Origin of the sequence: Pseudomonas sp. IT-P12, assembly GCF_949767465.1 — a bacterium.
In the GTDB taxonomy this organism is placed as follows: domain Bacteria; phylum Pseudomonadota; class Gammaproteobacteria; order Pseudomonadales; family Pseudomonadaceae; genus Aquipseudomonas.
The window spans coordinates 288627-302512 of the sequence record NZ_CATKPY010000011.1 but is presented as its reverse complement, the minus strand read 5'-3'; the positions used below and the strand labels follow the sequence as shown (position 1 = coordinate 302512).

Annotated in this window: 14 protein-coding genes; 7 read left to right on the top strand and 7 right to left on the bottom strand. The window is 63.2% G+C overall.

Annotation, left to right across the window (positions count from 1 at the left end; genetic code table 11):
• Positions 1 to 57: 57 nt before the first annotated feature.
• From ACM6IM_RS04645 to ACM6IM_RS04635, 3 genes are read left to right on the top strand one after another with little or no spacing between them, the layout of a single operon-like run.
• Positions 58 to 1071, top strand: coding sequence for an ABC transporter substrate-binding protein (locus tag ACM6IM_RS04645; RefSeq protein ID WP_414864335.1), 1014 nt, complete (start codon positions 58 to 60; stop codon positions 1069 to 1071).
• Between the two features lie 8 nt (positions 1072 to 1079).
• Positions 1080 to 2084 carry a FecCD family ABC transporter permease gene (locus ACM6IM_RS04640; RefSeq protein WP_414864831.1) on the top strand — a complete coding sequence of 335 codons (1005 nt, stop codon included), beginning with the start codon at positions 1080 to 1082 and terminating at the stop codon, positions 2082 to 2084.
• Positions 2081 to 2845 carry an ABC transporter ATP-binding protein gene (locus ACM6IM_RS04635; RefSeq protein WP_414864334.1) on the top strand — a complete coding sequence of 255 codons (765 nt, stop codon included), beginning with the start codon at positions 2081 to 2083 and terminating at the stop codon, positions 2843 to 2845. Before ACM6IM_RS04640 ends, ACM6IM_RS04635 begins: the two co-directional genes overlap by 4 nt.
• Here ACM6IM_RS04635 and ACM6IM_RS04630 read toward each other — a convergent pair.
• The 6 genes from ACM6IM_RS04630 to ACM6IM_RS04605 form a co-directional block, all read right to left on the bottom strand.
• Entirely contained in the window at positions 2838 to 3341 is a 504-nt protein-coding gene (locus tag ACM6IM_RS04630) for a GNAT family N-acetyltransferase (RefSeq protein WP_414864333.1), read from the bottom strand. The two genes, ACM6IM_RS04635 and ACM6IM_RS04630, sit on opposite strands and share 8 nt — an antisense overlap.
• Before the next feature lie 146 nt (positions 3342 to 3487).
• Positions 3488 to 3940, bottom strand: coding sequence for a hypothetical protein (locus ACM6IM_RS04625; RefSeq protein WP_414864332.1), 453 nt, complete (start codon positions 3938 to 3940; stop codon positions 3488 to 3490).
• A 143-nt stretch (positions 3941 to 4083) separates the two neighbouring features.
• Positions 4084 to 4716 carry a glutathione transferase gene (yfcF, locus tag ACM6IM_RS04620; RefSeq protein ID WP_201189966.1) on the bottom strand — a complete coding sequence of 211 codons (633 nt, stop codon included), beginning with the start codon at positions 4714 to 4716 and terminating at the stop codon, positions 4084 to 4086.
• 136 nt (positions 4717 to 4852) lie between these two features.
• The gene (locus tag ACM6IM_RS04615) at positions 4853 to 5854 is read right to left on the bottom strand and encodes an NAD(P)H-quinone oxidoreductase (protein WP_414864331.1); all 1002 of its coding nucleotides are present in this window, start codon (positions 5852 to 5854) and stop codon (positions 4853 to 4855) included.
• Positions 5854 to 6189: a carboxymuconolactone decarboxylase family protein gene (locus tag ACM6IM_RS04610; protein ID WP_414864330.1), complete on the bottom strand. Its 336-nt coding sequence runs from the start codon at positions 6187 to 6189 to the stop codon at positions 5854 to 5856. Before ACM6IM_RS04610 ends, ACM6IM_RS04615 begins: the two co-directional genes overlap by 1 nt.
• 10 nt (positions 6190 to 6199) lie before the next feature.
• Complete coding sequence (locus tag ACM6IM_RS04605; protein WP_414864329.1) at positions 6200 to 7636, bottom strand: NAD-dependent succinate-semialdehyde dehydrogenase; 1437 nt, start codon at positions 7634 to 7636, stop codon at positions 6200 to 6202.
• A gap of 192 nt (positions 7637 to 7828) precedes the next feature.
• Between ACM6IM_RS04605 and ACM6IM_RS04600 the strand changes: the two genes are divergently transcribed.
• The 4 genes from ACM6IM_RS04600 to ACM6IM_RS04585 all read left to right on the top strand — a co-directional run bounded on the left by ACM6IM_RS04600 (position 7829) and on the right by ACM6IM_RS04585 (position 13070).
• Positions 7829 to 8758: a LysR family transcriptional regulator gene (locus ACM6IM_RS04600; RefSeq protein WP_192303052.1), complete on the top strand. Its 930-nt coding sequence runs from the start codon at positions 7829 to 7831 to the stop codon at positions 8756 to 8758.
• Positions 8759 to 8855: 97 nt separating this feature from the next.
• Positions 8856 to 9938 (top strand): bifunctional transcriptional activator/DNA repair enzyme AdaA, encoded by a 1083-nt coding sequence (locus ACM6IM_RS04595; protein ID WP_414864328.1) that lies wholly within the window; start codon positions 8856 to 8858, stop codon positions 9936 to 9938.
• A 31-nt stretch (positions 9939 to 9969) separates the two neighbouring features.
• Positions 9970 to 10587, top strand: a complete 618-nt coding sequence (locus ACM6IM_RS04590; protein WP_414864830.1) for a DNA-3-methyladenine glycosylase family protein — start codon at positions 9970 to 9972, stop codon at positions 10585 to 10587.
• A gap of 233 nt (positions 10588 to 10820) precedes the next feature.
• Positions 10821 to 13070 carry a TonB-dependent siderophore receptor gene (locus ACM6IM_RS04585; protein ID WP_414864327.1) on the top strand — a complete coding sequence of 750 codons (2250 nt, stop codon included), beginning with the start codon at positions 10821 to 10823 and terminating at the stop codon, positions 13068 to 13070.
• Positions 13071 to 13137: 67 nt separating this feature from the next.
• On the opposite strand, the gene ACM6IM_RS04580 is transcribed toward ACM6IM_RS04585, so the two are convergent.
• Positions 13138 to 13746 carry a tRNA-(ms[2]io[6]A)-hydroxylase gene (locus ACM6IM_RS04580; protein ID WP_414864326.1) on the bottom strand — a complete coding sequence of 203 codons (609 nt, stop codon included), beginning with the start codon at positions 13744 to 13746 and terminating at the stop codon, positions 13138 to 13140.
• Positions 13747 to 13886 lie beyond the last annotated feature (140 nt).

The following is a 13886-nucleotide window of genomic DNA, read 5'->3' as shown; positions in this document are numbered from 1 at the left end:
GTGTTTCCAGACCCGTACCGCGCCCGTTTCAAGTACGGTCCACATGGAGATTGCATCATGCTGTTGCCCCGCCTTGCCGCGCTGTTCACCAGTCTGGGCCTGTGTGCCCTGGCGCACGCTGCCCCGACCCAGTACCCGCTGACCGTCGATAACTGCGGCAGCCCCCTCACCTTCCCGCAGGCGCCCACCCGCACCGTGACCATCGGCCAGGCCGGCACCGAAATGCTCTACGGCTTGGGCCTGGGCGACAAGGTGGTTGCGACTTCGCTGTGGTTCAACGATGTGTTGCCGGCATACAAGACGCAAAACGACAAAATCGAACGCCTGGCGAACAACGAGCCGAGTTTTGAAGCGGTGATCGGCAAGCGTCCGGAGCTGGTGACCGTGGAATTCGAGTGGATGGTCGGGCCGCAAGGCGCGGTGGGCACCCGCGAGCAGTTTCACGAGTTGAAGATTCCGACCTACCTGCTGCCGTCCGACTGTGAAGGCAAGGACAACCTGGTGGGCGCTGACGGCACGCGACTGGAGCCGTTCCGCATCGACACGATCTACAAGAGCATCGAGCAACTGGCGCAGATTTTCGACGTGCAGGCGCGCGGCGAACAGTGGGTCGCGCAGCTCAAGGGCAAACTGGCCGCCTCCGTGGTCAAGGTCCAGGAAAAAGGCGTGAAGCAGGCCAGTGCGCTGGTGTGGTTCTCCAGCACCGACCTGCACGTCGATCCGTTCGTGGCCGGGCACAAGGGCATTCCGGATTTCATGCTTGGCACCTTGGGTATCCGCAACGTGGTGGAGTCCGATGAGGAATGGCCGACCGTGGGCTGGGAAACCATTGCCAAGGCCAACCCGACCTTCCTGGTGATTGCACGCATGGACCGTCGCCGTTTCCCGGCCGATGACCATGAGAAGAAACTGGCGTTCCTGCGCAACGACCCGGTCACCCGCAACATGGACGCAGTGAAGCACAACCGCATCATCATTCTCGACGCCATGGCCCTGCAGGCCAGCGCGCGGATGTTCGATGGCCTCGAACAACTGGCCAGCGCCATCGACGGCTACGACCTGCCGAAATGACCGCCCGCCTGATTCGCACCCTGCTGGCGTTGCTGCTGCTGTTGATGGCGGTGCTCGCCGGGGTGGCCATCGGTGAAACACGCATCGATCCGGGCGTGGTGTTCCAGGTGCTGGCTAACAAAGTGTGGGGCGCGGGTTACACGCTCAACCCTATCGATGAAGGCATCGTCTGGAACTACCGCCTGACCCGCGCCCTGGTGGCCGCCGCCTGCGGAGCCGGGCTGGCGACCTGCGGGGTGATCCTGCAGTCGTTGCTGCGCAACCCCTTGGCCGACCCGTATTTGCTGGGGATCAGTGCCGGCGCCTCCACCGGCGCGGTGCTGGTGGCATTGCTCGGTGTCGGGGCCGGGTTGCTGACACTGTCGGCCGGGGCATTTGTCGGGGCCATGGCCGCGTTTGCGCTGGTGGTGGTGTTGGCGCGGGTCAGCGGGTCTGCCAACGGCACCGGTCAGATCATTCTGGCGGGCATCGCCGGCTCGCAATTGTTCAATGCCCTGACGGCGTTTCTCATCACCAAGTCGGCCAGTTCCGAACAGGCGCGGGGCATTCTGTTCTGGTTGCTGGGCAACCTCAGTGGCGTGCGCTGGCCGTCGGTGTGGCTGGCGGTGCCGGTGGCCGTCGCTGGGCTGGTCGTGTGTCTGTGGCATCGGCGGGCGTTGGATGCGTTTACCTTTGGCGCCGACTCGGCAGCGTCGCTGGGGATTGCGGTGCGCCGGGTGCAGTTGGTGTTGATCGGCTGTGCTGCACTGGTGACGGCGGTGATGGTGTCGATCGTCGGCTCCATCGGGTTTGTCGGGCTGGTGATTCCCCATGCCGCACGCCTGATGCTCGGCACCGGGCATTCGCGGTTGTTGCCGGCCAGTGCCCTGGGCGGTGCGCTGTTTCTGATTGCGGCGGACGTGTTGTCACGGACCTTGATCAAGGGCCAGGTGATTCCGGTGGGGGTGATCACTGCTTTGGTGGGCGCGCCGGTGTTTGCGCTGATCCTGATTGGGCGGAGGAATGCCCGATGAGCGTTTTGAGTTGTTCCGGCCTGGGCTTCCGAGTGCGCGAAGCCGAATTGCTCATCGATATTCACCTGGACGTCCAAGCGGGCGAAACCCTCGGCATCGTCGGGCCGAACGGCTCGGGCAAGTCGACCCTGCTCAAGCTGCTTGCCGGCTTGCGCACGCCGGCTACCGGCGAGGTCCGCCTGAGCGGCAGGCGCCTGGCGGAACTGTCGCGCCGCAGCATCGCGCAGCAACTGGCGGTGGTGGAACAACAGGCCGACACGGACGAAGCCATTCGGGTGTTCGATGCCGTGGCGCTGGGCCGTACGCCCTGGCTGTCAGCCTTGAGCCCGTGGTCGGACGACGATGACGCCATCGTGCGCCAGGCTTTGCAGGACGTCGATGCCACGCACCTGCGCCAACGCACCTGGCGCAGCCTCTCCGGAGGTGAGCGCCAGCGCGTGCACATCGCACGGGCCCTCGCCCAACGCCCGCAGATCCTGTTGCTGGACGAGCCGACCAATCACCTGGATATCCAACATCAACTGGCGATCCTGAAGGGGGTGCAGTCTTTGCCGGTGACCACCCTGATCGCCTTGCATGACCTCAATCAGGCGTTGAGCTGTGACCGTCTGGCCGTGCTGGATCGGAGTCGGCTGGTGGCACTCGGCAAGCCCCTGGAGGTGCTGACGCCGCAATGTTTGCAAGACACCTTTGGCGTGCAGGCGCACTACCTGACGGACCCGTTCGACGGTGCGCCGATCTTGCGCTTGCGCTCTACCTGATAACGCGCTGCTGCATGTGGGTGGTTTGCCAGACCGGGTCGGCTTCGATGTCGATGATCTCGAAACCCTGGCGAACCCAGAAGTCGATCGCGCCGGGTAGAAACGGATGGGTGTGCAGGTAGACCACCTCGACGCCATCGGCTTGCGCCAGCGCGGTCAGGGCGCGGTACAACTCGGCCGCCAAACCGCTGCGACGGAACGGCGGCAGCACGAACAGGCGGACCACCTCCACCACTTTCACACCCTGGTATTTCAATTGAGGAAAGCGCCCGTCGTAAGGCCGGTAGCCCACCGCCGCGACCATTTGTCCCTCGAACCGCGCGACCAGGAACCGGCCATCCCCGTGAAGGTAGACGGCTTCGAAATGTTCCAGGTCCGCCGGCATGCCGGCAGCGCTGAGTTTGGGAAACAGCTCGGTGCGGGCCTGGAGAGTGAAGGCCAGGACTTCGGGGATGTCGGTGACAGTAACGGGATGGAGGCTGGGGCGGTGGTTCATGCGCAGGTGACGGTTGCCAGTTCGGCCGCCCACACTAACAGATTGAGCAACACCCCACTGCGGGGTGTCAGGCGAGCAGCGTTTTCGTTGACGACCTTCGCGAGCAGGCTCGCGCCCACAAAAGATCGAGTCCTGCAGGTTGGCGATCAGTTGCGGGTGGGGGCTGCGATATCGCCGCAAAAGATATCGGCATCGCCATCCGAGGGCGCACTGCGCAGGACGATGGAATGTGGGCTGGCCAGCAAGGTCGCCAGCGGCACTGGCGCACTTCGGTAAAAGCCCCAGCCCTTGGTGCCCGCATTGCTTTTGGTGTTGACCTGATCATTCAAGGCGTACGCCATCGCGCCCGGTTGCTGGCAACTGCCCTTGTGGATGAAGGTAAACACCCGGGGCGGCAACAGGGTGCCAGTCGGCACACCCGTGATGTAGAAATTCAGATTGGTCTGATTATTCACGTCGGTGAGGGTGACCCGGCCAATCTGACCCGCATTTCTGTGGATCCCCTTCAGCGCGAGATTCACCGATTGGCTGGATGAATGGGTGCAGCCACACAGGCTTGCCGCGATCATTGTGATCAGGAGTGTTTTGCAGGGTCTCATGCTCTGCCTCCAACCTCGGTGCGCGAGATATCTGCGCCGAAGTTGCGCAGATAAAGCAACTTTAGTCGAACATCAGGCCGAGCTTGCTCAGTCGGACAGTCGGCTGACTGACTTCGGCGATGGCGTTCCGGCTGACGTTCCGATCAGAGTGCAGGCCGCTGCAACCCCACCCATTCCTGCACCGAAGGCCTCTGCCACTGGCGCTTTGCATACGCCACCAGCGCAGTTGGCACCGTGTCCCCATTGAGAATAAGCCGGTTGAGCATCACGGCCAGGTCGACGTCGGCAATCGACCACTCACCGAACAGGTACTCGCGGTTGCCGGCCAGCAGCGCTTGCGCGGCGTCGATCAGTTTGTTCGCGGCGGATTCGGCAGACGCCGACAACGGGCCGTATGTCTGTCCGTAAAACACCACCAGGGTGGACCGCTCCTGGCGAATCGGCAGCAGGTCGCTGCGCAACCAGGCCTGGACTTGCCGTGCCTTTGCGCGCTGCCGGGGGTCTTGAGGATAGACCGGCACCTGGGGGAATACCTCTTCCAGGTACTCGGTGATCGCCGAGGATTCGGACAGCGCGAAGTCGCCCTGCACCAGCGTCGGCACGCGCCGGGTCAATGACAGGTTGGCGTAATCCACGGTCTGGTTTTCGCTGGCATCGAGGTCCAGTGTCTTGATCTCGAAATCGATGCCCTTTTCGCGAAGCACCACGAATGCCGACAGGGCATAAGGGCTGGTGAATTGGGCGTCTACGTACAGGCGCAGCGGGGAATGGTTCACGGCGGTCATCTCCATATGCATGAGCCCGCTACGCTACGAGATCCGCCGCTATAAATGAAATGGATGATTTTCATGGACGTATTCCCGTGCGGAATACGCCAGTGCCCCCGGGATCCGAGGGCACCTTGCGCCACGCCTAAACCAGGTCCTGAGGCTGCATCGTCAGGATGATCTTGCCGACGTTTTGCGCCGACTCCATTTTGCGATGGGCATCGGCGGCACGCGAAAGCGGGTACGTGCTGTCGACCACCGGCTCCAGGCTGCCACCGCCTTCGAAGCGATCCAGCCAGTGCTCGCGGAAGCGCTTGATCATGGCGTGTTTCTCCGGCTGGGTACGGGACTTCATCACCGTGCCGATGATTTGCAGGTGGCGGTACAGGATGTCCTCCAGCTTCAGCGCCACGTGGCCGCCGCCACCGAGAATCCCTACCTGGACCAGCCGGCCGCCGTTGGCCAGGGACGCGAGGTTGCGGGCGAAATAAGGTTCGCCGACGAAGTCGATGATCGCGTCGACACCACGCCCATTGGTTTTGCTCGCGATGACCTCGGCGAAATCCTCAGCCTTGTAGTCGATGGCCACATCCGCCCCCAGGTGCTCGACACGGGAGATCTTGCTGCCCTCGGTGGTCGCGTATACGGTGGCGCCCGTGGCGTAGGCCAGTTGCACGGCGGCGGAGCCGACACCGCCTGCGGCGGCGTGGATCAATACCGAGTCACCGGCCTTGAGTCGCGCCAGGTGCATCATCGCTTCATGAGCGGTGACGAACACCTCGGGAATCGCCGCCGCATGCACGTAGTCCAGCTCAGCGGGAATCGGCATGGCCATGCGGTAATCGACGCGCGCCAGCTCGGCATAAGCGCCACCCCCGACAACGCCCATCACGCGATCCCCGATTTCGTAGCCCGTGACGGCGCTGCCCTTTTCGATCACTTCGCCAGCGATCTCCAGGCCGATGATCAGCGAGTCGCCGAAATTGGGGTGGCCGTAGCCACCGGTGCGATGGGTCAGGTCCGCTCGATTGACGCCGGCGGCATACACACGCACCAGCAGGTCGGTGGGACGCACTTGCGGGGCGGCAACGTCCGTCAGTTCAAGGACATCGGCGTCGCCAAAGGCGGCAAAGGTAATGGCTTTCATCACTGATTGGCCTCCGGTGCATTGAGTGTGGCGTTGGCGATGGCCGACGCGGTGATGGCGGCGGGGAAACCGGCGTAGAACGCCAGGTGAGTGATCGCTGCAGAGATTTCGTTCAGGGTGACGCCATTGCTGACGGCACGGCGCAAGTGCGCAGGCAATTCTTCGGAGTGCCCGCCGGCAATCAGCGCGGCGACGGTGATCAGGCTGCGGTCGCGCGTCGACAGTGCCGGATCGCTCCAGATCTGCGGGTACAGCGTCGAGTCGACGAACTGCGAGAGCTTGGGAGTGAACGCCCTGGCGGCTTCGCGAGGGCTGCTGAAATTGATGGCTGACATGTGGGTGTCCTCAGATCTGGCTGATGAATTTGTGGGTCAGGTAGTGTTCGATACCTTCAATGCCGCCCTCGGAGCCGTGACCGCTCTCCTTCAGGCCGCCGAAGGGCAGTTCAGTGGCGACGATGCGGTATTGGTTGATGCCGATCATGCCGGCCTCCAGCCCGTCGGCAACGTCGATGGCGGTGCGGGCGTTGCTGGTGAAGGCATAGGCCGACAGCCCGTAAGGCAGGCGATTGGCCTCGGCCAGGCCGTCTGCCAGCCCCTCGAACGGCATCAGGATGGCGATGGGGCCGAAGGGTTCTTCGTGCATGACCCGAGCGTCCATCGGCACCTCCGCCAAGACGGTCGGCGCGAAGAAGTAGCCCTGCCCCGGCAGGCGTTCGCCACCGGCCAGCACCCGTGCGCCCTTGGCGACGGCGTCATCCACCAGCTCCTGCATCTTGGCCAGTTGCCGTGGGTTGGCCAGGGGACCGACCTGGGTGTGAGGGTGCAGGCCGTTACCGATGCGCAGTGCGTTCGTGGCCTCGACAAAATGCTCGACAAAGGACTCGTAGGCACCGCGCTGGATCAGGAACCGGGTTGACGAGATACACACCTGACCCGTGCCACGGAAGCGGTTGGCGACGCCTTCCACGGCGGCCTTCCTGATGTCGGCATCGGCAAACACCAGCACCGGCCCGTGACCGCCCAGTTCCAGGGTGATCGGCTTGACGCCTTCGGCGGCCCTGGCCGACAGCAGGCGGCCGATCGGTACGGAACCGGTAAACGTCACCTTGCGAATGACCGAAGACGCGATCAGGTGACTGGACACCTGATCCGGTACGCCGAACACCACTTGCAGAACGCCTTTGGGCAAGCCCGCATCGTCCAGCGCACGGGCAAGCGCCAGCGCCGTGGAAGGGCTTTCTTCGCCAGGCTTGAGAATCACGCTGCACCCGGCCGCCAGGGCCGCCGACAACTTGCGGGCCGGGGTAATGGCCGGGAAGTTCCAGGGCGTGAACGCCGCCACCGGGCCGATCGCCTGGCGCTTGACCAGTTGCAGGACACCCGGGCGGTTGCTCGGCACGACACGACCATCGATGCGGCGAGCGCTTTCGGCAAACCACTCGAAATACTCGGCGGCCCGGGTGACTTCGTCCATGGCCTCGCCAATCGGCTTGCCCTCTTCGAGCGTCATCTGCGCAGCAATGTGCGGTACACGCTCCAGAATCAGGTCGGCGGCGCGCTTCAACACTTTGGCGCGCTGGTCAGGCACGGTCTTGCGCCAGACGTCGAAACTGCGTTGCGCCACTTCCAGGGCGTGATCCAGATCGCCAGCGGTGGCCAGCGGCACCCGTCCGATTTGGTTTTCAGTGGCCGGATTGACGACCGCAGCCGTATTGCGGCCTTCAGCGCCGATCCATTCACCGCCGATGAAAAGGTAAAGCGAGTCATAGGGCGTGTTCATACAGGAGACCTTCATTGGGTTGTCAGGGTCGGTGCCGGCTCAGGCGGCCCGTGCAATCCAGTCTATGGAGGAAGGCTCTGTTGATTTAGCGGTCCTGGAGGGAATGATTGTTGTGCTCAGAGGGAAGATCGCCTTTAAATACCCGCGGATTCTCACAACCCGTGCGATCAATGCAGCCTTGGGCAGGTAGCGATGGACAAGCTTTCGAATATGTCGGTGTACGTAAAAGTCGTGGAGATGGGCAGCTTCACGGCGGTGGCCAACCATCTCGACTCGACCGTCGGCAACGTATCCCGCTCGGTGTCCGCGCTCGAACAGATGCTGGACACCCGTCTGCTGCAACGCTCGACCCGACGCCTGTCGGTCACCGATGCGGGCCGACGCTTTTACGACCGCTGTACGGCGATCCTGGCCGACCTGGATAACGCCGAAGCCGAAGCGCGCAATGCGCTGCTTGAACCACGGGGCACGCTGCGGGTGCATTGCGTTCCGGGCCTGGCGCGGCAACTGGTGACCGGCGCGGTACTTGAATACCGCACGGCACATCCGCAGGTCACCGTCGACCTGATGCTGTCCCAGCGGATGCCGAACCTGCTGGAAGACCAGTTGGACGTGTCGATCCTGATTGCCCGGACCCTGCCCGATTCGGCTTATGTCAGCCAGAAGATCGGCGTCAGCCATTGCGTGCTGGTCGCCTCCCCCGAGTACCTGGCCCGGCATCCCGCGCCCCGGGAGCCGGAAGATCTCAGGGACCACCAGTGCCTGTTGCTGGGCACCGTCGATTACGTGCGCGATGAATGGCAGCTCGAGGGTCGCAACGGCAAAGCGACGTATGTTCCCACCGGCCCAAGTTTCAGCGTGAACGACATGGACGCCATGTCGTTCGCCGTGCAGCAAGGCGCCGGTATCGGCTTGATGGCCGGTTTTTCGGCCATTGATGACCTGCGCTCGGGGAAACTGGTGCGTGTGCTGCCCGACTATCACACCCACGAGCGCAACGTGTATGCCGTCTACACCTCGCGCCAGTTCGTCGATGCCAAGATCACCCGGTTTATCGAAACCCTGAAATCGCGCGTGGGGGATCAACTGGCCGCCACGGCCACCGAACTGATCGGTCAATGACGGCGGGCAGAGCCCTGCCCCCTGCACGGTCCGGATCGGAAAATTCGCTGTCGATTTTCCGGTGGAGGCGTGCCCCGGCGCGGCTTATGCTCAACCCATGAACCTACAAAACCCGATGCTTCCGCCCCACGCCGAGATGGTTCGCGCCATGCTCGAGCGCGACACCACCTACGAGGGGGTGTTTTTCACGGCGGTCAAAACCACCGGCATCTTCTGCCGCCCCAGTTGTACGGCGCGCAAGCCCAAGCCGGAGAACGTCGAATTCTTCGCCCATGCCGATGAATGCCTGTCCGCCGGTTACCGCGCCTGCCTGCGCTGTAAACCGCTGGACGCGGCCGCCATCGCGCCAGACTGGGTGCAGGCGCTGCTCAAGGCCGTGGATGCCGCGCCCGACCAGCGCTGGAGCGATGCCCAACTGCTGGCCGAGGGCATCGAGCCTTTGAAGCTGCGGCGCTGGTTCAAGCAGCATTTCGGCATGACCTTCCATGCCTGGCTGCGCACCCGACGCCTGGGCATGGCGTTGGGCGGGATCAAACAGGGCGACTCCATCGATGGCGCGGCATTCGATTCAGGTTACGAGTCCCTGAGCGGTTTTCGCGACGCCTTTCAGAAGTCCTTCCACATCACACCCGGCCGTGCGGCCAACAGTGAGCCGTTGCTGTTCACGCGCCTGACCACCCCCCTGGGGCCAATGATTGCCATGGCCGAACGGCGCGGTCTGGTGCTGCTGGAGTTTCTCGACCGGCCCGCATTGACCCGGGAAGTCGAAGCCCTGCAAAACCGTCATGGCTATGCGGTGGCGCCCGGGCATAACACCCACTTGCAGCAAATCGAGGATGAACTGGCACGTTATTTTGCCGGCCAACTGACCGGGTTCGAGGTGCCGCTGCACCTGCCCGGCAGCGAGTTTTCCCGGCAGGTGTGGGCTGAACTGCTGAAAATCCCCTACGGCCAGACCAGCACCTACGGCACCCTCGCCGCACGGTTGGGCAAGCCGGGGGCCAGCCGTGCCGTGGGCCTGGCCAACGGTCATAATCGCATTTCCATCGTTGTGCCCTGCCACCGGGTGATCGGCGCCGACGGTTCGTTGACCGGTTACGGTGGCGGACAGGCGCGCAAGGCGTTTCTGCTGCGGCTGGAAAACGCGGCGTTGCAAGTCACCCGGCAACTGGCGTTCTAATCAACCGGAAAGGAAATATCGTCTGAGCACCCTGCCCGATCCTTATCAGCCGGCGAGCGAATGGCTGGCCAGCATCGACACCGACTGGGCCCGTCACATCGCGGCCATCGGCCCCTGCCTGCACCAGCCGCACCCGGCCCGCGCCCCCTATGAGTCGCTGGTGCGGGCGATTGCCTATCAGCAACTGCATGCCAGGGCCGGGGACGCGATCATCGGCCGGCTAGTGGCGCTGTTTCCAGCGCTGACCTTTCCCGGGCCCGAGCAGATGCTCGCGACCACGTTCGATCAACTGCGCGCCTGCGGTTTTTCCGCGAGCAAGATCACCACCCTCCAAGGCATTGCCCAGGCGACGCTGGACGGTGTGGTGCCCGACTACGCGACAGCGCGGGCGATGGACGATGAAGCGCTGATCGAACGCCTGGTGACCCTGCGCGGCGTCGGGCGCTGGACCGTCGAGATGTTGCTGATCTACAGCCTGGAGCGGATGGACATTCTGCCGGCCGATGACTTCGGGGTGCGTGAGGGCTATCGGCGCCTGAAGGGCCTGGACGTGCAGCCCACGCCCAAGCAGATGCAGAAAATCGGGCTGGCGTGGCGACCGTATCGGACGGTGGCGGCCTGGTACTTGTGGCGGGTGCCTAACCGCTAGACCCGGTTATCGGTCATCGCGAGCGAGCCCGCTCCTGTATTGACTGCGCCGTCCCTGCAGGAGCGGGCTTGCCCGCGAAGGCTTCACCTAGATCGCCCAAGTTCCCGCCCGGTCGCAGCAACAATTGAAGGAAAAACAGATTTTTCGCCCCCGGCAGTTCCCCTTTGCGTTTTTCGTTCGGTTAACCCTCAGAAGCATTCACTTTCCGAACGATCCGATACAAAGGGACCTCCATGTCGCACCTTCTCGCCGCGCGTTTTCGCTTTGCCCTGCGCCCCCTGGCGCTGGCCCTTCCGGCCGCCCTGCTGAGCCTCGCCTCCACCGCCCACGCCGCCGAAACGGCGAACAGCAAAACGGCGACCGGGGAAGACGGCGCGCTGCAACTGGGCGCGACCAATATTTCCGCCCAGGCCCTGGGCGCGACCACCGAGGGCACCCATTCCTACACCACCGGTGCGACTTCCTCTGCCACCGGCCTGTCCCTGTCGCCGCGCGAAACACCCCAATCGGTCACCATAGTGACTCGTCAGCAGATGGACGACCAGGGTGTGCAGAGTGTCAGCGACGCCTTGCGCAATACCCCCGGCGTCTCGACGCAAAAGTACGACAGCGACCGTACCGAGTTTTCCGCCCGTGGCTTTGCCATCACCAACTTCCAGTACGACGGGGTCAACCAGCCGTACGATGGCGTCTACGGGGAAAACCCGAACAACGGCGATGATGCGGCGAGCCTCGATCGCATCGAAGTGATCAAAGGTGCGACCGGCCTGATGACCGGCTCGGGCGACCCGGCCGCCACCGTCAACCTCATCCGCAAGAAACCGACCCGGGAATTCAAGGCGTCGATCAGCGGCACGGTGGGCTCCTGGGACAACTACCGCACCACCGGCGACATTTCCGGGCCGTTGAATGACAGCGGCAGCGTGCGCGGCCGCTTTGTCGGCTCGTATCAGGACAAAAACTCGTACATCGATCATTACAGCCAGAAGAAGGACCTGTATTACGGCATTCTTGAAGCCGACCTGACGGACGATACCTTGCTGACCTTCGGCATCGACAAGTCCAGCACCACGCCACGGGGCACTTCCTGGACCGGCAACAGCGTGTACTTCGCCGACGGTGGTCGCACCGATTTCCCCCGCAGTTTCAACCCGGGCGCCGACTGGAGCCGCCGCGACTTCGACACCGTGACGTACTTCTCGTCGCTGGAACAGGCCCTGGCCAACGACTGGAAACTCAAGGTCAGCCTGAACCAGAAAACCACCGACCACGATACGCGGCTGGCGTCTGCCAGCGGCGGCGCTCCCGACCGGGCAACCGGTGAAGGCATGTCGTTCTATTGGGGTCGCTGGGAAGGTCATCGCGTGCAGAATACGGCGGACGTAAACGTCTCCGGCCCCTTCACCCTGGGCGGGCGCGAGCACGAACTGGTCGCCGGGTTCATGACCTCCCATGCACGCCAGACCGGCGCGACATTCGACAGCTTTATCCCCGGTGCCGGCGGGGTGCCCGGCAGCATCTACGACTGGAACGGCGATGTGGCGGAACCGGATTTCCCCAAGAATGGCAAGTACCAGCGCACCACCAGCCAGAACGGTGCCTACCTGGCCACACGCCTGCGCCCGACCGATGATTTGTCGTTCATCCTTGGCACCCGCGTCAGCACCTTCAAGTACAACGAGGATTACCGCTACTACCCCGGCGCCGGTCAGGTCGACACCCAGACCAGCTACAAGGAGCACGGCGTGGTCACGCCTTACGCCGGTGTGGTCTATGACCTGAACGAGACCTACTCGGCCTACGCCAGCTACACCAACATCTACCAGCCGCAAACCTACAAGGATGCGGCGGGCTCCACCCTGAAGCCGGTTGAAGGCAACAGCTACGAGACCGGCCTGAAGGCGGCCTACCTTGAAGGCAAGCTGAATGCCAGCCTGGCCTACTTTCAGATCGAACAGGAAAACGTCGCGCAATACGTCACCACCGATGGCACCGGGCAGGACGTGTACGAAGCCATCCCCGGCGCCAAGACCAAGGGCATCGAGCTGGAACTGGCCGGCGAGCTGGCCGATGGCTGGAACCTGTCGGCCGGCTACACCTATGCCCGCACCCGCGACAAGGATTCGCAGCGCATCTACGGTTATCCGCTGGCCACCACCAAACCGGAACACCTGGTGCGTACGTTCACCACGTACCGTTTGCCGGGTGCGCTGGACAAGGTCACCGTCGGTGGCGGCATCAGTTGGCAAAGCGCGTTCTACGGCCAGAGCAGCAGCCCCGTCGAAGGTGCCACCTCACTCAAGCAAGGCGGCTACACCCTGGTCGACCTGATGACCCGCTATCAGTACAACGAGCACCTGAGCTTCACGGCCAACGCCAACAACGTATTCGACAAGAAATACATGAGCGGCCTGGGCAACTTCGGCACCACCTTCTATGGCGAGCCGCGCAACCTGATGCTGACCACGCGCTGGGATTTCTGAGCGGCTGTCGTCGGTTGATCCGCCATCGCCGGCAAGTCGGCGATGGCGGCCAAAAACACAAAGCCGGTCAGTTGGCGGCCGGTACGCCACTGTGGAAACGGAATTCCACGTCCGGGGATTCGATCAGTTCCTGTTCGGCAGCGCGCACGCGCTCGATCACCTGAGCGATGTCCCTGGCGTCACAGTACTGGTAGGCGAGTTTCAGGTAACCCTGGAAATGCCGGGCTTCGCTTTTCAGCAGGCCGAAATAGAACTTGCCCAGCTCTTCGTCCAGGTGCGGCACCAGGGCTTCGAAACGCTCGCAACTGCGGGCCTCGATGAACGCACCGACCACCAGCGTATCCACCAGCTTGACCGGCTCGTGGCTACGCACCACTTTGCGCAGACCTGAAGCGTAGCGCCCGGCGGACAACTGACGCAGTTCGACCTTGCGCTTCTTCATCAGGCGCATGACTTGCTCGTGATGCACCAACTCTTCCCTGGCCAGGCGCGACATCATATTGATAAGGTCGACATGGGAATGGTATTTGGCGATCAGGCTCAATGCCGTGCTGGCAGCCTTGAATTCGCAGTTCTTGTGGTCGATCAGCAGCGTTTCCTGATCGGCCAGCGCGGCCCGGACCCAGCCGTCGGGGGTGCGGCAGCCAAGGAACTCGTGAATTTCGGGAAGGATCATGGGGTTCACGCAGATAAAGGGTTCAATCGAAGGGCGCCGATTATACCGGCCCGTCGACAGACCACCAGCCGTGACCGTTGATATGCATCAAGTCCCGGATACGCGACCAGCAACTATAGTTGTTCAACGCCGCTTTTTAC